General features: G+C 40.0%; 14 protein-coding genes. 2 read left to right on the top strand and 12 right to left on the bottom strand.

The features are described from left to right. The first annotated feature begins 2 nt into the window (after positions 1-2). Positions 3-2,132, top strand: coding sequence for a sensor histidine kinase (locus ACE1CC_RS08030; RefSeq protein WP_413269951.1), 2,130 nt, complete (start codon positions 3-5; stop codon positions 2,130-2,132). Positions 2,133-2,151: 19 nt separating this feature from the next. Here ACE1CC_RS08030 and ACE1CC_RS08025 read toward each other — a convergent pair whose 3' ends face one another. From ACE1CC_RS08025 to ACE1CC_RS07985, 9 genes are all read right to left on the bottom strand, one after another. Beyond that, positions 2,152-2,832: a Uma2 family endonuclease gene (locus ACE1CC_RS08025; RefSeq protein ID WP_413269950.1), complete on the bottom strand. Its 681-nt coding sequence runs from the start codon at positions 2,830-2,832 to the stop codon at positions 2,152-2,154. A gap of 29 nt (positions 2,833-2,861) precedes the next feature. Next, complete coding sequence (locus ACE1CC_RS08020) at positions 2,862-4,205, bottom strand: hypothetical protein (RefSeq protein WP_413269949.1); 1,344 nt, start codon at positions 4,203-4,205, stop codon at positions 2,862-2,864. 106 nt (positions 4,206-4,311) lie between these two features. Next, a complete protein-coding gene (locus ACE1CC_RS08015) occupies positions 4,312-5,610 on the bottom strand; it encodes a CO2 hydration protein (protein ID WP_413269948.1) in 1,299 nt (432 codons plus the stop codon). 159 nt (positions 5,611-5,769) lie between these two features. Then, the gene (locus ACE1CC_RS08010) at positions 5,770-7,296 is read right to left on the bottom strand and encodes an NADH-quinone oxidoreductase subunit M (RefSeq protein WP_413269947.1); all 1,527 of its coding nucleotides are present in this window, start codon (positions 7,294-7,296) and stop codon (positions 5,770-5,772) included. Positions 7,297-7,443: 147 nt separating this feature from the next. Then, a complete protein-coding gene (locus tag ACE1CC_RS08005; RefSeq protein WP_413269946.1) occupies positions 7,444-9,303 on the bottom strand; it encodes an NAD(P)H-quinone oxidoreductase subunit F in 1,860 nt (619 codons plus the stop codon). Between the two features lie 381 nt (positions 9,304-9,684). After that, positions 9,685-10,548, bottom strand: a complete 864-nt coding sequence (locus ACE1CC_RS08000; RefSeq protein WP_413269945.1) for a nitrate ABC transporter ATP-binding protein — start codon at positions 10,546-10,548, stop codon at positions 9,685-9,687. A 155-nt stretch (positions 10,549-10,703) separates the two neighbouring features. Continuing rightward, positions 10,704-12,710, bottom strand: coding sequence for an ABC transporter ATP-binding/substrate-binding protein (locus tag ACE1CC_RS07995; protein ID WP_413269944.1), 2,007 nt, complete (start codon positions 12,708-12,710; stop codon positions 10,704-10,706). 96 nt (positions 12,711-12,806) lie between these two features. Further along, positions 12,807-13,634: a nitrate ABC transporter permease gene (gene ntrB / locus ACE1CC_RS07990; RefSeq protein ID WP_413269943.1), complete on the bottom strand. Its 828-nt coding sequence runs from the start codon at positions 13,632-13,634 to the stop codon at positions 12,807-12,809. A gap of 91 nt (positions 13,635-13,725) precedes the next feature. Next, positions 13,726-15,138: a CmpA/NrtA family ABC transporter substrate-binding protein gene (locus tag ACE1CC_RS07985; RefSeq protein WP_413269942.1), complete on the bottom strand. Its 1,413-nt coding sequence runs from the start codon at positions 15,136-15,138 to the stop codon at positions 13,726-13,728. A gap of 694 nt (positions 15,139-15,832) precedes the next feature. Here ACE1CC_RS07985 and ACE1CC_RS07980 point away from each other — a divergent pair. Next, positions 15,833-15,994, top strand: a complete 162-nt coding sequence (locus tag ACE1CC_RS07980; RefSeq protein WP_413269941.1) for a hypothetical protein — start codon at positions 15,833-15,835, stop codon at positions 15,992-15,994. Between the two features lie 19 nt (positions 15,995-16,013). Here the strand turns inward: ACE1CC_RS07980 and ACE1CC_RS07975 are convergent, their stop codons facing one another. The 3 genes from ACE1CC_RS07975 to ACE1CC_RS07965 form a co-directional block, all read right to left on the bottom strand. Next, positions 16,014-16,634, bottom strand: a complete 621-nt coding sequence (locus ACE1CC_RS07975; RefSeq protein WP_413269940.1) for a DedA family protein — start codon at positions 16,632-16,634, stop codon at positions 16,014-16,016. 126 nt (positions 16,635-16,760) lie between these two features. Next, positions 16,761-17,450, bottom strand: coding sequence for a hypothetical protein (locus ACE1CC_RS07970; RefSeq protein ID WP_413269939.1), 690 nt, complete (start codon positions 17,448-17,450; stop codon positions 16,761-16,763). Next, entirely contained in the window at positions 17,443-17,994 is a 552-nt protein-coding gene (locus tag ACE1CC_RS07965) for an Npun_F5560 family protein (protein WP_413269938.1), read from the bottom strand. Before ACE1CC_RS07965 ends, ACE1CC_RS07970 begins: the two co-directional genes overlap by 8 nt. Between the last annotated feature and the right edge of the window lie 112 nt (positions 17,995-18,106).

The following is an 18,106-nucleotide window of genomic DNA, read 5'->3' as shown; positions in this document are numbered from 1 at the left end:
TTATGGGAACAAATTTATTAGAAATTACCCAGGTTCGTCCCGAAAAAATTTCCTTGTTAAAATCGGTGGGATGGAAACTATTTCTCTCTGTATTGGGCGGAACATTAGTAGGTTTACTTTGTGCATCATATCTATTTTACCAGGAACTTGTTAAACAATCAAAAGCAGAATTACTCTCTAGTTTAGAAGTCCAAGCCGAAAGCTTAGAAGGTAATTTTAAAAGCTTTGAGAATACTGCAAAACTAGTTGCCGATGCAGCCACAACACTTCATCAAGCCGGGGAAAAAAGAGAATTTGTTTATGTTGATTTAATCCGGCGTTCTTTGCAAACTTCGCCTTTAGGAACTGGACTAGGTTTTGGGCAACCCCCAGAAAAACGTTTGATTATTCCTGAAAGAAAGTATGCCTATCCATTCGCGATTCGGGACAAAAGTGGTAAAGTAATTGCCAAGGGGGGAGAAAGTGAACCGGGAGATTTTCAAGAAAGTTATTTTAGAGATCCCATTCAGGCTGGTAAAGCAATTTGGCTCGAGCCAGTTCGCTATAAAGAAACAACTGTTGAGCCTCCCCAAATCTTCGTTAGCACTAGTTATACTTTACCATTTTATAATAATAAAAAACAACTGTTGGGGGTAATGGCTTTAGATTTAGAATTGGGATTTATTAGTGAAAAATTATCCCAGTCTGTCATGAGAGATTCTGGTTATTTTGTGCTAGTGAGTCCGAAAGGAAATTTAATTGCTTATCCGCCAGATCCTCAATTAGCACTTGATTTAAAGCCATTTCCTCAAATTAATAACTACGATCGACTTTGGCAAAAAATTAACTTAAAACTTAAATATAATCAGGAAAATACCGGAATTATATCTTGGCAAGATCAAGAAGGTAAGCAGGAATTTTGGGCTTATCGAAAAATTTCTAATAATAATTGGATTCTGTTAGCTTCGATACCAAAATGGATGGTAATTGGGCCATTATTGCGCTTTTCAATTGTGGGAACTTTATTAGCAGCAATGGGTGCTTCTGCTGTTTTAGCCGCAGTAGTTTTTCTGTTTGTCAGAAATTTAAATCGGCGTTTACAACCGATCATGGATGAGTGTAATTTATTGGCGGAAGCTAGTCCTAAAAGTGAAGAATTGATGAGTCGAGAAGATGAAATTGGCAGGTTAACTATATCTTTTTATAACTTGTTGGGACAAGTAACTGTAAATGAAAAACGCTTGCGAAAAGAAATGGAAAAATCAGCGCAAGCTTATCAAGCTTTACAGGAAGCACAAGCGAAGCTAATTCAAACAGAAAAAATGTCTAGTTTGGGACAATTAGTAGCAGGTGTAGCCCATGAAATTAACAATCCGATTAATTTTATTTATGGCAATTTACCCCACGCTGCCGACTACACACAAGAACTTCTCAGATTAATTGAATTGTATCAAGAGAAGTATCCTAATCCTGAACCAGAAATTCAAGAATTGGAAGAAGAAATTGATTTAGAATTTCTGATAACGGATTTAAAGAAAATTCAAGCATCGATGAGTATGGGTGCGAATAGAATTCGGGAAATTGTGCTGTCTTTACGCAATTTTTCCCGCTTTGATGAAGCGGAAATGAAAGATGTGGATATTCATGAGGGAATTGATAGTACTTTATTGATTTTGCAAAATCGTCTGAAAGAAACACCTGCAAATTTTGCGGTTAAGGTAGTTAAAGAATATGGTAATTTGCCACTATTGGAATGCTATGCTGGACAATTAAATCAGGTATTTATGAATATTTTGACTAATGCGATCGATGCTTTAGACAAATTCCGAAGCAAAGAAAAAGAGGAGAATCAAAACTTGGTTCCAACTATTATAATCCATTCAGAATTATCTGAGGATAAATCCCGCGCCGTAGTTAAAATTAAAGACAATGGTTGTGGTATTTCAGATGAAAATCAAACTAAGTTATTCGATCCTTTCTTTACTACAAAACCTGTGGGTAAAGGTACTGGTTTAGGTTTATCTATTTGTTATCAGATTATCGTAGATAAACATAAAGGTGATTTACGCTGTGTTTCTGAAGTTGGGAAAGGAACGGAGTTTAGTATTGAAATTCCTGTTTATCAAACAAAACCAATTAGTAAGATATTTTAAACTTGCTAAATATTCAATCCTAACTGTCACCTGTTGATTGACTATTAAGAATTTCCCGAATACGCTGTCTAAACAATTTTACTGCGCTTCTTTGTCCAATTGTGCGACTTTGTTCGATAAAATTGGGAATTTCTCCTATTGGTAAAAAGGGAAATGCTAAACTTTGTTCGCACTGTTCATATCCCCCTTCAACTCGTCGATAAATCAACAATGTTTTCCTAGTATATCGCCAGAGTTCGGGAACACCTAAAGCTGAATAAAGCGCTTCTTTGTTGACAGAAGAACTGGTATAGTCTGATTCTACTGCTAAATCCGGTGGTGGATCTTCTGGCAAGTTAATTTTACGTCCTCTTACCAAAGCTTCATTTTGAATGTAAAAACAAGTATCTGGTTCTACAGCACGAGTTAAATCTTCTCGTTCTAAGGTTAAAGCACCTAACTTTCTTACTTCAATACCGAGTTCGTCTGCAATGACTTCAACAAAACTCTCTATTAAACCTTTGGGTTCTTCGTGTTCTTCTAATGGCATTCTAGTTTCTAACACTCCTCGATCGTAAGCGATTCTCCAAGCGCGATCGTCTCCTACTTCTTTCATTAATTGTTTGTAAGTTTGCCAGCTAACACCTCGCATCACGATTCTATTTTCTTGAGGAATTGCTGGAACAGGTTGTTCAACTAAAGCTTTGTCTGATGTTACCATATCTACTAATTTTAAATTTGGGGTTTTTCTTACTTTAGCAAAACTTTGCGGAATAGACGGAGAATTACATAAGCGATCGCCACCGCAACTAAACCTATTCCAACACTTAAACCAAAAGCTTGTTCAACAGAAATTGAGTTACTTCTTTCTGTGGGAGATGGCAATTTTTGAGAGATAATAGAGGCGGTAACGCTACTTGCTGCTAATCCGGTACTGGCGATAATAATTGTGTTGGTGAGAGTGCGATCGCTTTCTTTTCTCTCTAAATCTATCATCCCTTGAATTATGTTAACCTGGCTTTCTAAAACTTTAGCCATTAAACTATAATTAGTGTAATCTTTTGCTATTTGAAATTGATATTTTTGCTCTACTACTCTCCTAAAATATTCTAAATATTTTAGGAGAGTATCGCCTATCATCACATCTTTTTCAGCTAAAAATTGAGCCTTTTCTTCAATTGTGTTTATGATAGATTGGTAATTTGCTAAGTTAATCTTGATAGTTTGTTGAAATATTTCCAGTTGATTGACTTCAGTTAAATAATTAAAAGATATTTTTGGCTGACATTGGAGTATTTTCTGTAAATCGCTTGATGCAGAAAAATTCTCTATTTTCTGGGTTGTATTGGCAATTTCCCTAACCAATTTATGCAATTCATGGTTACATTTTCGGCTTTCCGAATAAGCCCAAATAATTTTATTACGGTAAGCAAAAAGCTGTAACCATAGTTTATAAAAACTAGCTGTTTTCTCCATCGTTTGCAAATTGGGATAAAGAAAAATCAAAACATGATGATTTTCCTTTTCTATATCTTCCCACTGTTGCGGAGATTGCCAAATTTCAAAAACATTAGCACCTAAAAACTTACCTTCTTGGGGATTTTGCCATTCTTTACCAGTAAATTCTTTGTATAATTCTTGGGCGATAATTTGAGGGTTAGAAGATGGCGGTAAGTAACCGGAAATTATCCAAGTTGTGCCTAAATTTGCAGTTTTATAATCAGCTAAAGTTTTTAAATATTGTAGACAAGTAATAGGTTGAGCTTGGATTTTATCATTAATATAGCAATCAAATAATAGCGCATAAGTATCATTTAACCGAATTGGATAGTAAGAAGCTTCTATAGGATATCCGCCCAAAGATGCAGTAAAGAAAAATTGTTTTTGTCTCTTGGCAGCTTCAGAAAATTCCAGTAATCTGACATATTCTGTATTTTCTGCTTTTGCTTCTTCACTCAGTTCTACCTTTAAATTCTTGGGTAAATTAGACCAAAAATTAGCATGATTAGTTTTAATATCTGCTTCGTTCTCTGTTAAAGCTTCTCTTTGGTGATAAAGAAATAAATCAAGAGTTGGATAAATTATCTTGTTCATCAGTTTGTTTGCTGTGAGTAAAGACACCTTTCACAGCTATTGTACTGTTCGTTGTAAGCGCTTTAGCGCTGTAGCACTGAAGTGCTTACAACGAACTTTGAGAAAGTTACCTGTACTCTTGATTTTGAATGCTACCGATTCTCGCTTCTGGGCGCAAGAAACGATCGAGTTGAGATTCAAAGAACTGGCGATTTGCCATCAAATGTTTCGGATTTGGATCGTCTAAAGGATAGAGTAAAGCAGTCCTTAAACCGTTAAATACTGCTGATGTCACCACATACATGGAACGTTGGAAACTAATCCCCAATTGGATTAGCATATCATCTTCATTGCGGCAATGTTTGTGATAGTAATCCTTCAGATATGGGGGTAAGAAATGGAACATATCCTGCATTAATTGGGTTGGAGGAATACCCGCAGTACCTACCGGAAACACATCAGCGTAGAGAATTCCATAATGGAAATCTTCTTGCTTTTCAGGAATTTGTTTTGCTTGGGCGTTGTAAGATTTAGTGCCTCGGAAAGGTGAAGTGCGATAGAAAACTGCTTCGACGTAAGGTAAAGCAGCATCATATAACCACATTAAACCCAAATCTTTGGGAATGATTTTATGCACTTCATCGCGGATTTTTACATGGTGATAAATTGGTCTTCCGGCAGCGATAAAGATGCAATTAACCAAGAAATCCATTGCTTGAGGAACGGTGGTAATTTCTCCGGCATCGTAGCGATCGCTAATCTCAAAAAACACCGGAGCCATTACTTCCCAGAATAATCCCAGATTAGCATAATAAGAAGCTTGGCGACACTGTTCCAAAAACAAATCTGGGAACAGTTTATAAAGGGTTAACATTGCTGGATTACCCTTGAAATAAGACTTAATCGCCTCATCAGCAGATTTCTTATATTCTGGGGTATCCAAATAAAGATCCATACCACCACCGAGACGATGCCAAAGCATAGAACGCATACATTCTTCAGCGAATTCCATGTTAACGCGATCGTGCCAAAGGTGATGAAAAATCCGAGGAAAATTCTTCTTTAATTCTCCCTTATCCATAAACTCTAAAAGTTCAGGATGCGCTGTAGCTTCTCCCTTTCTCCAAACTCGATAATCTGCATCATCACCTTGATAATGGTTATGCAAATTTAAATACTCATCGGGCAAAAAGTACTTAAAGAAAGGGAAAGGATCGACAAAAACCTTCTCACCAATATAAAGCAAATCCCGCCAATAAAAATCCATCGGTACAGCATAAGCTTTATAGATACCGATAATTTGCATCAAATTTTCTGGCGAATCAGGTAACATCGCACCGCCAGCTTCCAAACGATGCACAACATCAGCATATTTATGCCTAGAAGGAGGCAATTTACTTGTAGACTTAACCGGAGTTTGTACCATCTTACTTCCCTAAAAATTGACAACCAAAAATGCTCTTAATCTGCCATTTACAAACCAGATATTGAACACTTAACCAAAATTTTGTTCTTCATCTGCGTTGATCTGCGTTGATCTGCATTCATCTGCGTTCTAAAAACAAGTTCTGGCAGCAAACTCTACTTACTTCTGAGAAATTTCTATCACCTTAGCTATTTGTTGTTGTGGATGAACTTGCACAGATGCAACTAATGCAGTGCTACTTTTTTCACTCCAACGCATTAACCAAGTAGGTTGCACGCCCAAAAAGAAAGTTAAACCTACTAAAATTAAAGCGGGAATTCTTTCAGTCCATAACACTTTGGGATAATAAGCTGTGGCATTATCCAACTTACCAAAACAGGTGCGGTTTAACAGAATTACGAAGTAAACTCCGGTCAACATTGTGCCTACGACACAGATTAAAGTTGGAATAGGAAATGTTGCATAAGCGCCTTGGAAAACTACAAATTCAGCAATGAAACCTACTAAACCTGGAATACCCGCACTTGCCATTCCTGCTGCTACGAGAAAAGCGCTAATAAAAGGTAAACCGCGAATGGGATTCATTAAACCATTGAGTACATCAAGTTCGCGAGTTCCCACTTTTGCTTCAACTACACCAACTAAATAGAAAAGTGCAGCTAAAATAACGCCGTGACTGAACATTTGGGCGACTGCGCCGACAGTTCCTAAAGGTGTGGCGGGGGCGAGTCCTAAGAGCACATAACCCATGTGTCCGATCGAACTATAAGCTACCATTCTTTTGATGTCTTTTTGAGCGATCGCAGTTAGCGCCCCATAAACCACACTCACCGTCGCCCAAACTGCTAAACTAGGAGCCAAAGTTCCCCAAACATCAGGGAATAAACCCAAACAAAAACGCACTAAACCATAAGTTCCCAACTTCGCTAAAACACCACCCAAAAGAATTGCTATTGGTGGAGAAGCTTCCACATAAGCATCAGGCAACCAAGTGTGGAAAGGAACTAAAGGAGTCTTGATTCCGAAACCAATTAACAAAGTAATTAACAGAGGAAGTTGCCAACTAAAAGGCAAAACTGTTGATTTAATTGTGGCATAATCAAAATTGAAAGTAGCGCCTCTAATGGTAGTTCCTGCTAACCAACCCAAAGCTAAAAAAGCAGCTAAAATCAGAATTCCCGAAACTGCTGTGTAAAGTAAAAATTTAATTGCTGCATATTCCCGTTTTAAACCACCCCAAATCGCAATTAACAGATACAGGGGAATGAGTTCAATTTCGTAGAACAGCACAAACAGCAGTAAATTCTGTGCTAAGAAAGAACCTGCTAACCCAGAACTAACTAGCAGAATTAAAGAGTAATAAAGTTTGGGACGAGAAATGTTTTCACCGCTGCTGAAAATGACTATCCAAATCAGCAAGCTGTTTAAAACAATTAAAGGTAAAGATATCCCATCGATCCCCAAACTATAGGACAAACCCAAAGTTTCAATCCAAGGCAGAAATTCGGTTAATTGAAAACTGGGATTGCTAATACTGAATTTGGACAGAATGAAAAGAGTCCAGAAAAAGATGATGCTAGCTACTATTAAAGCTAAATTTCGAGCGTTACGTGCTGCTTTTTCTTGCGGTAAAACGCCGATAATAGCAGCACCAATGACAGGCAACCAAATTAAAGTACTCAGCATGGTGATTAGTCAAGTTTTGAGTGTTGAGTGTTGAGTTTTGAGTTAGGAAGAAAGTTTTGAATTGTCGGGGCGGGTTTAGAAAATAATTTTTCCTTTTCACAGATCGCCTTTCAACAAAACCCGCCCTTGCTTATTTCCTGCCCTTACTCATTTACTGACAATTAATAGTTGGGATAAAAAGGGCCAGCTAACCAAAATTATTAGTAAAGAAACGCCCAAGAGGATGCTTAAGAGGTAAAACTGACCTTTACCTGAGACGTTGTATTTGAGAGTTTGTCCGCTAAAAACTGTGGCGAGTCCGGTGAGATTTACTAATCCATCAACTAGGTAACGATCGATCGCATACATCACACGGGAAATTAAATCAACCACAAAGACGATCGTCAACTTATAAAGTTTGGCAGTGTACAGGTCGTAAGCAAAGAAATCTTGTAGAGGTTGCCAACTTAACTGCACTGGTTTTTCCCAACTGTTGTTGAGATAAACTACACTACTCAAAGCGAAACCAGCTAAACTCGAAACAATCAAACTTAACGCTACAGCTAGATTTCCAGTTTCTAAACTGGGTAACTGATGCCATTGCCAAAGTAACAGTGGAACGTGAAGATTTAAGCCACTTAAAATTACCATTGGCAAAGCCATCGGCCAATGAATTTCCGGGGAACGGTAAGTCATCGGTTTGACTTTACCAGCAAATACTAACCCGAAAGTGCGAGTCAAACTAAAGGCAACGATCGCGTTAACTGCTAACACTAATCCAGCCATCAATGGATATGATACCCACAGTTGTTCGACTAATTGTTGCATTGACCAAAAACCGCCCAATGGTGGCAAGGCAATTAACCCAACTGCACCAATAATAAAGGCAAATCCTGATACTGGTCGGCGCGACCACAAACCACCGTATTGAGTCAAATCTTGAGTAGTATTATTCCAAACTACACCACCAACACCCATCACCAAAAGTGCCATGCTGAGTGCATAAGTGAAGGTTAATAATAATGCGATTTGGGGTTGTCCAGCGGCTACAGCAATAAAAACTATGCCCATGTAAGCGCTGACAAGATAAGACAAAGCGCGTTTAATATCAATTTGGGCAATAGATATTAAAGAAGCACCAATAGCAGTTGCGCCACCAATAATAAACATTGCCAACTCTGATACTGGAGAGAGGGCTAAAACTGGTTGAATTTTGACTAATACCCAAGCGCCAGTGGCGACAACTACGGCATTCCGCAAAATGGTAGCCGGAAGGGGGCCTTCCATTGCTTCATCTAACCACAAGTGTAAGGGAAATTGAGCGCATTTGCCCAATGGCCCTGCAATTAAAGCTAAACCCAATAATGCCGCAAGTTTTGGCTCAATTTCGGCGGTTGATGCCCATTCTGCTAAATCGGTGAAGTTCCAAGTTCCGGCAATGGGATAGATTGCTAAAACTCCCATAAGTAGGAATAAATCTCCTACCCGTTTGGTTAAAAACGCATCTCTTGCGCCTGTAATTACTAATGATTGGTTAAACCAATATCCGACGAGTAAATAAGTGCCCAGGGTTAAAAGTTCGAGGATGGCGTAACTGAAAAAGAGGGAGTTGCACAATACTAAACCGCACATTCCTGCCTCGAAAAATGCCACTAAAGCGAAGAATCTTGCCCACCCCCAGTCCATCTCCAAATAACCAACAGCGAAAATTTGCGCTAGAAAGTTTAACCCCGTGATTACAACTGTAGCTCCTACTGTCACGGTGGAGATTTCCAAGGGCAAAGTTAAGTCTAAGTTAGCTACTTGCAGCCAAGGAATGAAAAGTTGATAGGGTGTTTGGTTCCAAATAGCTGTTAGAGCAAATAACCCGTGCAGAAAAGCCAAAAATGTTGTAATTAGGTTAACATAACCGGATGGTCTTGGCCCTGTGCGGCGAATGATTCCGGGCGACCAGGGTATTGTTAAAATCATCCCGATTAAGGGATATATGGGCACCATCCAAATAGTTTGGAGCAAGAACTGAGACATCAGGATTACCCCTCGAATTTCAGCAAGAATTATGGATAAACGAAGGTTATGGACTTGAGTAGCCTCAATCCATATTCTTCCGTTAAGGCATATTAATATTTGCGTGTTTACGAAGCCATTAATGTGCCAAGAATCACTAGCTTTTTGAGCCAAGCTAGTTGTTAAATAACAATGTATCAAATTATCTTATGAATTTAAGACTTTTTTAATTTTATTTGATTGATAGTACGAACAGTTATCATAGATTTTAATTTATACATCAAAGAAAAACGGCAAATCTGTATAGCATTTAACGTAACATTGCACAAGAAAGAGGTGAGAAGGCCCACCTCTGGTATACACTGGAGGTTTTAAACCACACAGGTATAAGGAAATCTGATACTACTCATCATCGTGGGCAAAGCGTCGGAACAAGTAATCTAGGGCGTAGTTACGGAGATTGTAATATTCCGGGTCTTCCATGATTCGAGTCCGATCGCGTGGGCGGGAAAAAGGAATGTTGAGAATTTCCCCGATATTTGCCCTGGGGCCATTGGTCATCATCACCAAGCGGTCTGCTAAAAATAAGGCTTCGTCAATGTCGTGAGTAATCATCAACACTGTCATCCGCATATCGTTCCAAATTTTCAGCAGTTCTTCTTGTAACTCTTCTTTGGTGATAGCGTCTAACGCCCCAAAGGGTTCGTCTAAAATTAATACTTGTGGACGAATAGATAGGGCACGGGCGATCGAAATCCGCTGTTTCATCCCCCCTGAAAGTTGCTGCGGTTTTTTGTTAGCTGCTTCTGTGAGTCCGACCAAATTTAAGTTGTATTTGACTATTTCCTCTTTTTCGGACTGAGGTTTGTCTGGGTGAACTGCATCAACTGCTAAGTAAATGTTTTCAAAGGCAGTTAACCAAGGTAAGAGGGCATAGTTTTGGAATACTACCATGCGGTCAGGGCCGGGTTTGGTGATTTGTTGCGATCGTAATCTTACTTCCCCAGTCGTTGGTCGAGAAAAACCAGAAACCATGTTTAGTAATGTGGATTTTCCGCAACCTGAGTGCCCGATGACGCAGATAAATTCGCCCTCTTGAATTTTCAGGTTAACGTCTTCTAAAACTACATAAGGCCCTTTGGGTGTGGGGAAGGCTTTGGAGACGTTTTCAAAGTTTAAAAATGGCTCTTTTTTTGCTGATTTTACAGCTACAGGAGTTTTGGTTGTTTGAGTTGTTTTGGTGCTTGGGTTTTTCAAGGTTGGCATTTTCCTAAATTATTTGTGGTGTGTGAGAGGCTTTTTTTGAACCGCAAAGAACGCAAAGAACGCAAAGGAAGAGAGGGAAGAGATTGAGAGATGGAGAGATTTTTTCCCAGTAGGACAAATTTCTTGCCTGTCATCCTCAGTCCCTAGTCCCCAATTTAAGCAACTTTTAATCTTCCGGGAACAGGCAAAGCAACTTCTTCTATGCGGAATTCACGTTTGATTTTTTGTTGGGCAAGATAAGCCAGTGGATCTTCGGAATTGAAGGTGATGCCATCAAATAATTCGATTTTTCCGCGTGAGTAACTAAAGTCGAGTAAGCCGAGTTCTCTGGCTGCCATACTAAAGACATCTACGCGACATAAACGTTCCATAATTTCTAACCAGTTTCTGGGGAATGGAACTTTATCCCAACGTGCCATTTGGGTCAAAATCCACAGGTGTTCGGTACGGCTAGGACGGTTAACGCCTTCTCCAAAAAATAGGTGATGGGCGTATTCTCGGTGATGTTCTAAGCTGCAAACTGCGACGTTAGGATCGCCAATTTGAATGTATTCAATGTCAGTTCCTACATATTCTGGTCTGGTTAAAATTTGCCGCACTTCTTCATAGTGGCGTTCTTGGCAACAGAATTGGGCGGCTTCTAAAAGTGCGGTTACTAATGCTAAATGTGTTCTTGGATATGCAGCCGCCCAATCTTCACGAACTCCCAAAACTTTTCCGGGATGTCCTAACCAAATTTCTAAATCGGTGGCGATCGAAAATCCAATTCCTTCTACCGCAGCCCGAATATTCCAAGGTTCCCCTACACAATATCCGTCAATGTTTCCTGATTGCAAATTGGATACCATTTGCGCGGGAGGAATCACTGTCAAACTCACATCTCGATCTGGATCAATCCCTCCTGCTGCTAACCAATAACGCAACAGCAAATTGTGCATGGAAGAAGGATGTACCATGCCAAAAATGTGCTGTTGGTCTTTGGATTTTTGCAGGTATTTTTTCAGGTCTGATAAGGTGTAAATTCCCTGTTCATAAAAGCGTTTGGCTAAGGTAATTGCATTTCCATTCCGCGCCATTGTTAGGGAAGTAACGATCGGAACTGATTGCCCACCATTACCACCTAAAGTTAACCACAAAGGCATCCCCGCTGGCATTTGGGCAGCATCTAATTGTCCGGCTACCATATCATCAACAATGCCACGCCAGCTAGGTTCTCGAACTAACTTAACTTCTTCTAAACCGTATTTAGCAAAGAAACCTCTTTCTTTAGCTACTGCTAATGGCGCACAAGCTGTTAAAGGTACAAAACCAATTTCCAAATTTACCTTTTCTAAATTGTTGCGAGAAATAGCAACTTGGGCTTTGCTGGCTTGCCGCTTTTTCACTTGTTTTTGACGGTTTAAGAAGTAGATCATTTCACTCCGTAAGCTGTAATAATTCGGGTGATTAACTACTTCCATCCGTTTGCGGGGACGGGGAATATCTACATCTAAGATTTGCCCGATTTTGGAACCGGGGCCATTAGTTAACATGACAATGCGATCGGACAAAAGTACAGCTTCATCAACATCGTGAGTTACCATCACCGATGTTACTTTGTACTCTTCGCAAATTTCCATCAATCTTTCTTGCAAGTTCCCTCTGGTTAATGCGTCTAATGCGCCAAAGGGTTCATCTAATAGTAACAATTTCGGACGAATTGCTAGAGCACGAGCGATCGCCACCCGCTGTTTTTGTCCCCCAGAAAGCATCGCTGGTTGTTTGTCTGCGTGGGGTCGCAAACCTACCATATCAATGTGCTTTTCTACGATCGATTTTCTCTCACCCTTCGGCAGATCGCCCATCACTTCATCTACTGCCAATTCGATGTTTTCCCGCACATTTAACCAAGGTAGTAGCGAGTAGTTTTGAAACACCACCATCCGATCTGGCCCAGGTTTGGTGATTGCTTTACTTTCTAAAGTTACGACTCCTTCAGTGGGTAAATCTAAACCCGCAATCATGTTTAATAAAGTAGATTTACCGCAACCAGAGTGACCAATTAAAGAAATGAATTCGCCTTTTCTAATTTGCAAGTCTATGCCTTTGAGGGCGAGATACTGACCGCCGTTAGATAGGTCAAAAACCTTATCGATTTTATCAACTGCAACGAAAACAGACATAGTAGTTATTTGGGTAATTTTTTGCTAGTGGGTAGTAAGTACTTTGCGATTTGTAGGGTGCGTTCGCGATAGCGTAACGCACCATTACACTAAGTTTTATTCAGGAAGAATCTTGGTTTGTACCCAAGCCATTAACTTGTCAAGTAGCAAGCCTACAATCCCGATATAAACCAGTGCCAAAATTACTTCGCTGATTTTGTTTGCTTGATAAGAATCCCAGATGAAGAAGCCGATACCAGCTACACCGGACATGACGATTTCAGCCGCGATAATCGCTAACCACGCTAGACCGATCGCAATTCTCAATCCAGTGAAGATGTAAGGCAATGCAGAGGGAATCAAAATCTTGAAGAAGTACTTTTTCTTATTCAGTTGCAACACTTTGGCAACGTTGTTGTAGTCTTGGGGAATTTGGCGCACACCAACTGCGGTGTTAATTAGAATCGGCCAAATTGCAGTGATGAAAATTACGAACAATGCGGCGGGTTCGTTCTTTTGTAATGCTGCCAAAGCAATAGGTACCCAAGCCAAAGGTGGAACTGTTCGCAGTAGTTGGAAAATTGGGTCTAAAGCTTTAGACATCATTTGATTTGTACCCACCAGAATGCCTAAAGCAATTCCCACAACTGCGGCGAAAAAGTAACCAATTGCTACCCGTTGTAAGCTGGCTAAAATTTGCCAAAATAACCCAACGTCTGTTTCACTTTTTCTGTAAAAAGGCCACCAAATCAGAATCCAAGTATCTTGGACAACTTTAATCGGGCCAGGAAGAGTCACACCGGGAAGGAAAGAAAAGAGTTGCCAAATTACTAACAGGATAGCGAGCGCGATCGCTGGAGGAATAATATCCGGCAACATCTTTTCAATTTTAGCCATCCAGGGATTCTGTGCTGTTTTAGCGGTTCTTCTTTGCAATGTCGTCATTGTACTAGGGTTCCTTATACTGTGTGGAAAAAACTTTCCAGTGTTACTTGTGGGAAAAGTAGTAATGGGCGCAATTACCCATTACCAAAAACTAAACGCTGACCTTTTTAATCTTCAGACTTTGAAGGTAAGCCTTGGGATTTTCTGGGTCAAAGGTAATGCCATCGAAAAATGTTTCCACACCGCGAGAAGTGCTGGTGGGAATATCAGCAGCAGCAATATTCAACTCCTTAGCTGCTTCTCTCCAAAGGTCTTCACGATTGACTTTATCGATCATCGCTTTGGCATTGTCTAAAGTCTCCATTGGTAAAAAGCCCCAACGAACACTTTCTGTTAAGAACCAAAGGTCATGACTCTTGTATGGATAAGAAACGCTACCTTTCTCATCTTTCCAATACAAAGCAGCCATTGATTTATCATCAATTGTGCGACCATCACCAAGAGTGTATTTGCCCATGAATGGTTCTAGAAGAACTTGTTCAGCAACATTAAAATATTGCCGTGCCGACAGAATACGCGCCATTTCTGGACGGTTATTAAAGTCATCGCACCATTGCTGGGCTTCCATAATTGCTTTTAAGATTGCCTTGGTAGCATTAGGATGTTTATCCACCCAATCTTTTCTCATTGCTAAATATTCTTCGGGGTGGCCTTTCCATATTTCCGCTGTTAAAGCAGCTAGGAAACCAATCTTATCAGCGACAATTCTGTAAGGCCAAGGATCTCCTGTACTAAAGGCATCCATTGTGCCAGTTTTCATGTTAGCTACTGTTTGGGCTGCGGGTACTGTTAATAATTTCATTTCTGCATCGGGATCAATACCCGCCGCCGCCGCCCAGTAGCGAATCCAAAAATCTTGGTTTACGTGGGGAAAGGTGTAAGCGGCGGTGAAAGTTTTACCTTGGGATTTCAAGCCGCCCATTAAAGATTTGCCCTGAGAAAGCTTGAGGTCAATCCCTTTTCCTCTGTGTTGTTCTGCGATCGCAATCCCATTTCCATGTGTATTTAATTGACACAAAATATACATGGGAATTTTGACATTGCCTTTGGTAATCTTACCTTCGCTAATTAGATAAGGCATGGGCATTTGCCATTGTCCACCATCAATCCCACCACCTTGAGATCCGATTTCTGCGTTATCTCTAGCAGCACCCCAGTTGGCTTGTTTAGATACTTCTACATCACTCAAGCCATGACGGGCAAAAAACCCTTTTTCTTTAGCAATAATTAGCGGCGCAGCTTCAACAATTGGTAAGTATCCCAGCTTTACGCGAGTTGTTTCCGGGGCAGCACCAGGATTAACATTAACTACAGGAACAGCTGTATTTCCTGTTGTACTTGTTGCTGTATTTCCTGCGGTATTTGCTGGCGCTGCATTACCTCCTTGAGTCAGATTTTCTGGAGGGTTTCCTAAACAACCTTTAAGTAAAAGGGAACTAGCAGCAGTTGCACCAGCAGTTAGTAAAAATTTACGTCTAGAAACCCGACTAGAAAACTGATCCATAACATCCTCCAGCAGCAAAGCTTTAATCTTGGGTTGGCAAAATCTTGTTTACACTCGCAACAACCTACCAGAAAAACTAATTTTTTCCGTTTGCTAAAAAATTGTTTTGATTCTTTATAAGGAGATACCGTTGCTATTAAGTTACGAAAAAGTTTTTCTTTAATTACATCTAAAATTTCTAGACGTTTTCCGAACTTATTCGTTATTTGGTTTTACGGTGAATCCCTTTATTTAGGTTGTTTAATTTGTGTTGAACTCACTATAGCACGGTATTAAATAAATATAAAATTAAAGTTATTGATTGAGATCCCCTAAATTTACTGATACAAAATTGGTTTATTCAGTTTATATAAATTACTTATTTAAGGGGTTTTCTGATATTTATAAACAGCAAAAATTAATCGTTCCTTTATTAAGAAACGATTTATTCTTTAGCTATTAGCAGTTCGATAGTTCCTAAAAATAGCATTATTGAGGATTGCCAATTAGCTTATGTGCATAAGCAGCAATCACACAAATAATGCCTAGCAAGTAATAAATCTTGCTGGTTTTACCGAACTAAGATTTTATGAAATTATTGAAAGCCGGGTAATTTACTTACCTGTGCATATTGTCCCATGTTGATAAGCTAGACACAAATCAATTTTTTATGGGATAACCATTAGTTTTTATCTATGCACAGACAGATATATAAATGCTCAGGACTTACGCAGTGACGCTAGGCGATGGTGGGATGGTGCGGGGGATGGTGCGTTACACTGGCGTTAACGCACCCTACGGGAGGCTTTGCGTAAGTCCTAATGCTAACGATCGCACAAAAAAAGAGAGAGGAGCCAGCATATTTTCCTCTCTCTAAATTTTATATGCTATTGAATTTATGATTCTTTGGTTTGGCGTAGTTCCAACCAGAAGGGAACGAAAATCCAAGCCGCTACTATTAATAATGCTAAGACTGCAAATTGGGCTGCCCAAGCGACTAATTGTTCTAAAGGTACAACTTTTCCGGCGAAAAACGACAGACTGACCATGACTGCACCCCAAGCTGTTGCACCAGCGATGTTGTATGCCATAAATTTCAAGTATGGCATTTCGACGATTCCAGCTAAGGGGCTGGCGAAAATCCGCAATAAAGCAATAAATCTACCAATAAAGACGGTTTTCCCGGCGTTTTCGCTAAATTGCTGCTTGAGTTCTACCAGTTTTTCTTCCTGAATGCGGAGAATTTTTCCGATAGTTAAAAGCAACGCCCAACCGCCGTATCTACCAATTAAATAACCAAAGTTACCGCCTAAAACTGCGCCTGCGATCGCACTACCTAAAACTAACCAGTAATTCAGTTCCCCGCTACCAGCTAAAAACCCTCCCGCTAGGGTAATAGTTTCACCAGGCAACGGAATTCCCAAATTTTCTAATAAAATTCCGATAAATACTGCCCAGTAGCCGTATTGACCCGCAAGTTCCTGGATATTCTCCAGGGAAACTACTTCTAATGACATCTGCTACAGCCTTAACAAAGGTTAACATTCATCTTTGATCTTGACTTAGCTACTACAACAGTGTCAATCGATTTTAGATTTTCGATCGATCAACTTGTAGGGCGGGCATCTTGCCTGCCAATCAGCTTAACTTTGAGGTGCAATAGTTAAATCGATAATTGGTTGATTGGTTAAGCAATACCAATGACAGGTGAATAAATCGGGGGTTTGTGCATTAATACTGGCGATCGCAGGTGCAGCGGGAAAGGGGAAAACTCGATCGAACCAAATTTCTTTATCGCTCAATCCAAATTGAATTAAATAAGTAGCTGGTGAAGCGTTGAGAAACTTAAGTATATTGTATGCCATCTCATAAAGTTTCTGACGCATCGCATCAGAGAAATGCACTGGCTGAAAGTAACTTAACTCAACTTCTGATTCTGATGAAGTTTCGCTTGCTGGGCCGATCGCTTCTGCATAAACTGGCCCTTTTTGAGTCAAAACCACAGGCAACCAAAAGTTACCCGTTCTGGTAACATAACCGAAATTTTCTGATATTAAATAACGGAATAACTCTACCTTTTCGCAAGCTTTAAATATAGCTTTTTCCGGGAAATCAAAATTACTAGGAAGATGCAAAGTTAATGGACAAAATACCACTTCCTTTGGCAGATTTAGCGAATTTAGATGGTTTTTTCCGAAAACTTTTATCGTTGTGGCGGGTTGTGCAATGGCTTTTCGCAAAGCCTCTACCATTATTGCAGTTGCGGGAGATGCAGCCATTAATTCGCCAGTAGCATTCACCTCCCCATCAACTACGATCCAAACTTCAAGCATTACTAAAAGGAAGACTAACTCTACTACCTCCAACTTTAGGAAAGCTAGGCAAATCAAGCCTTGCATTAGGAGTCCGACTTTTAATTGCCAACCGATAGGTTAGACTTTGCAATTCTGCGTGAAGTTGACGATTTTCCCGTTGTAGCATTGTCACTTTTTCTTTAATTGGTGCAAGGCGTTCCGTAAATTTCTGGCGATAAATTTGCGGTAATTCCTGTACCACTTGTTCGAGCATTCGGCTACGATCGGTTAATTCTTGAACAGACTGACGCAGGTGATAGATTTCGGCATCGCGATCGGAAATCTGCTCTTGGTAGAACTTCACTTGTTGTTCTACCCCTTGCAGTTGCTCTTGCATAGCCTGCATCTGAGCTTGATGCTGTTGCGATAATTCCGGCGCGGGTAGGAAAGTCGTATTTCCCTTGACTAACCGGAATAGTTCTTGAGACAACTGTTGAACCAGTTGATCTCTCAGTTGCAATTCCTCACGGAGATGAGAAACTTCTGATTGCAGGGATTGAAAGGGGGTGTCGATTTGGCTCACAATGGCTCACAACTCCTCGAAGATTTTGCCAACTTGCCGTTATAGTACGTGCAAGCGACATTTTATCATGGTTATTAGAGGAAGGGCAGAGTGTAGTTAAAATTCTTGAATT

The organism is Floridaenema aerugineum BLCC-F46 (genome assembly GCF_041929345.1).
In the GTDB taxonomy this organism is placed as follows: domain Bacteria; phylum Cyanobacteriota; class Cyanobacteriia; order Cyanobacteriales; family Aerosakkonemataceae; genus Floridanema; species Floridanema aerugineum.
The sequence above is the reverse complement of the archived record's forward strand: the minus strand, read 5'-3'. Positions and strand labels throughout refer to the sequence as shown.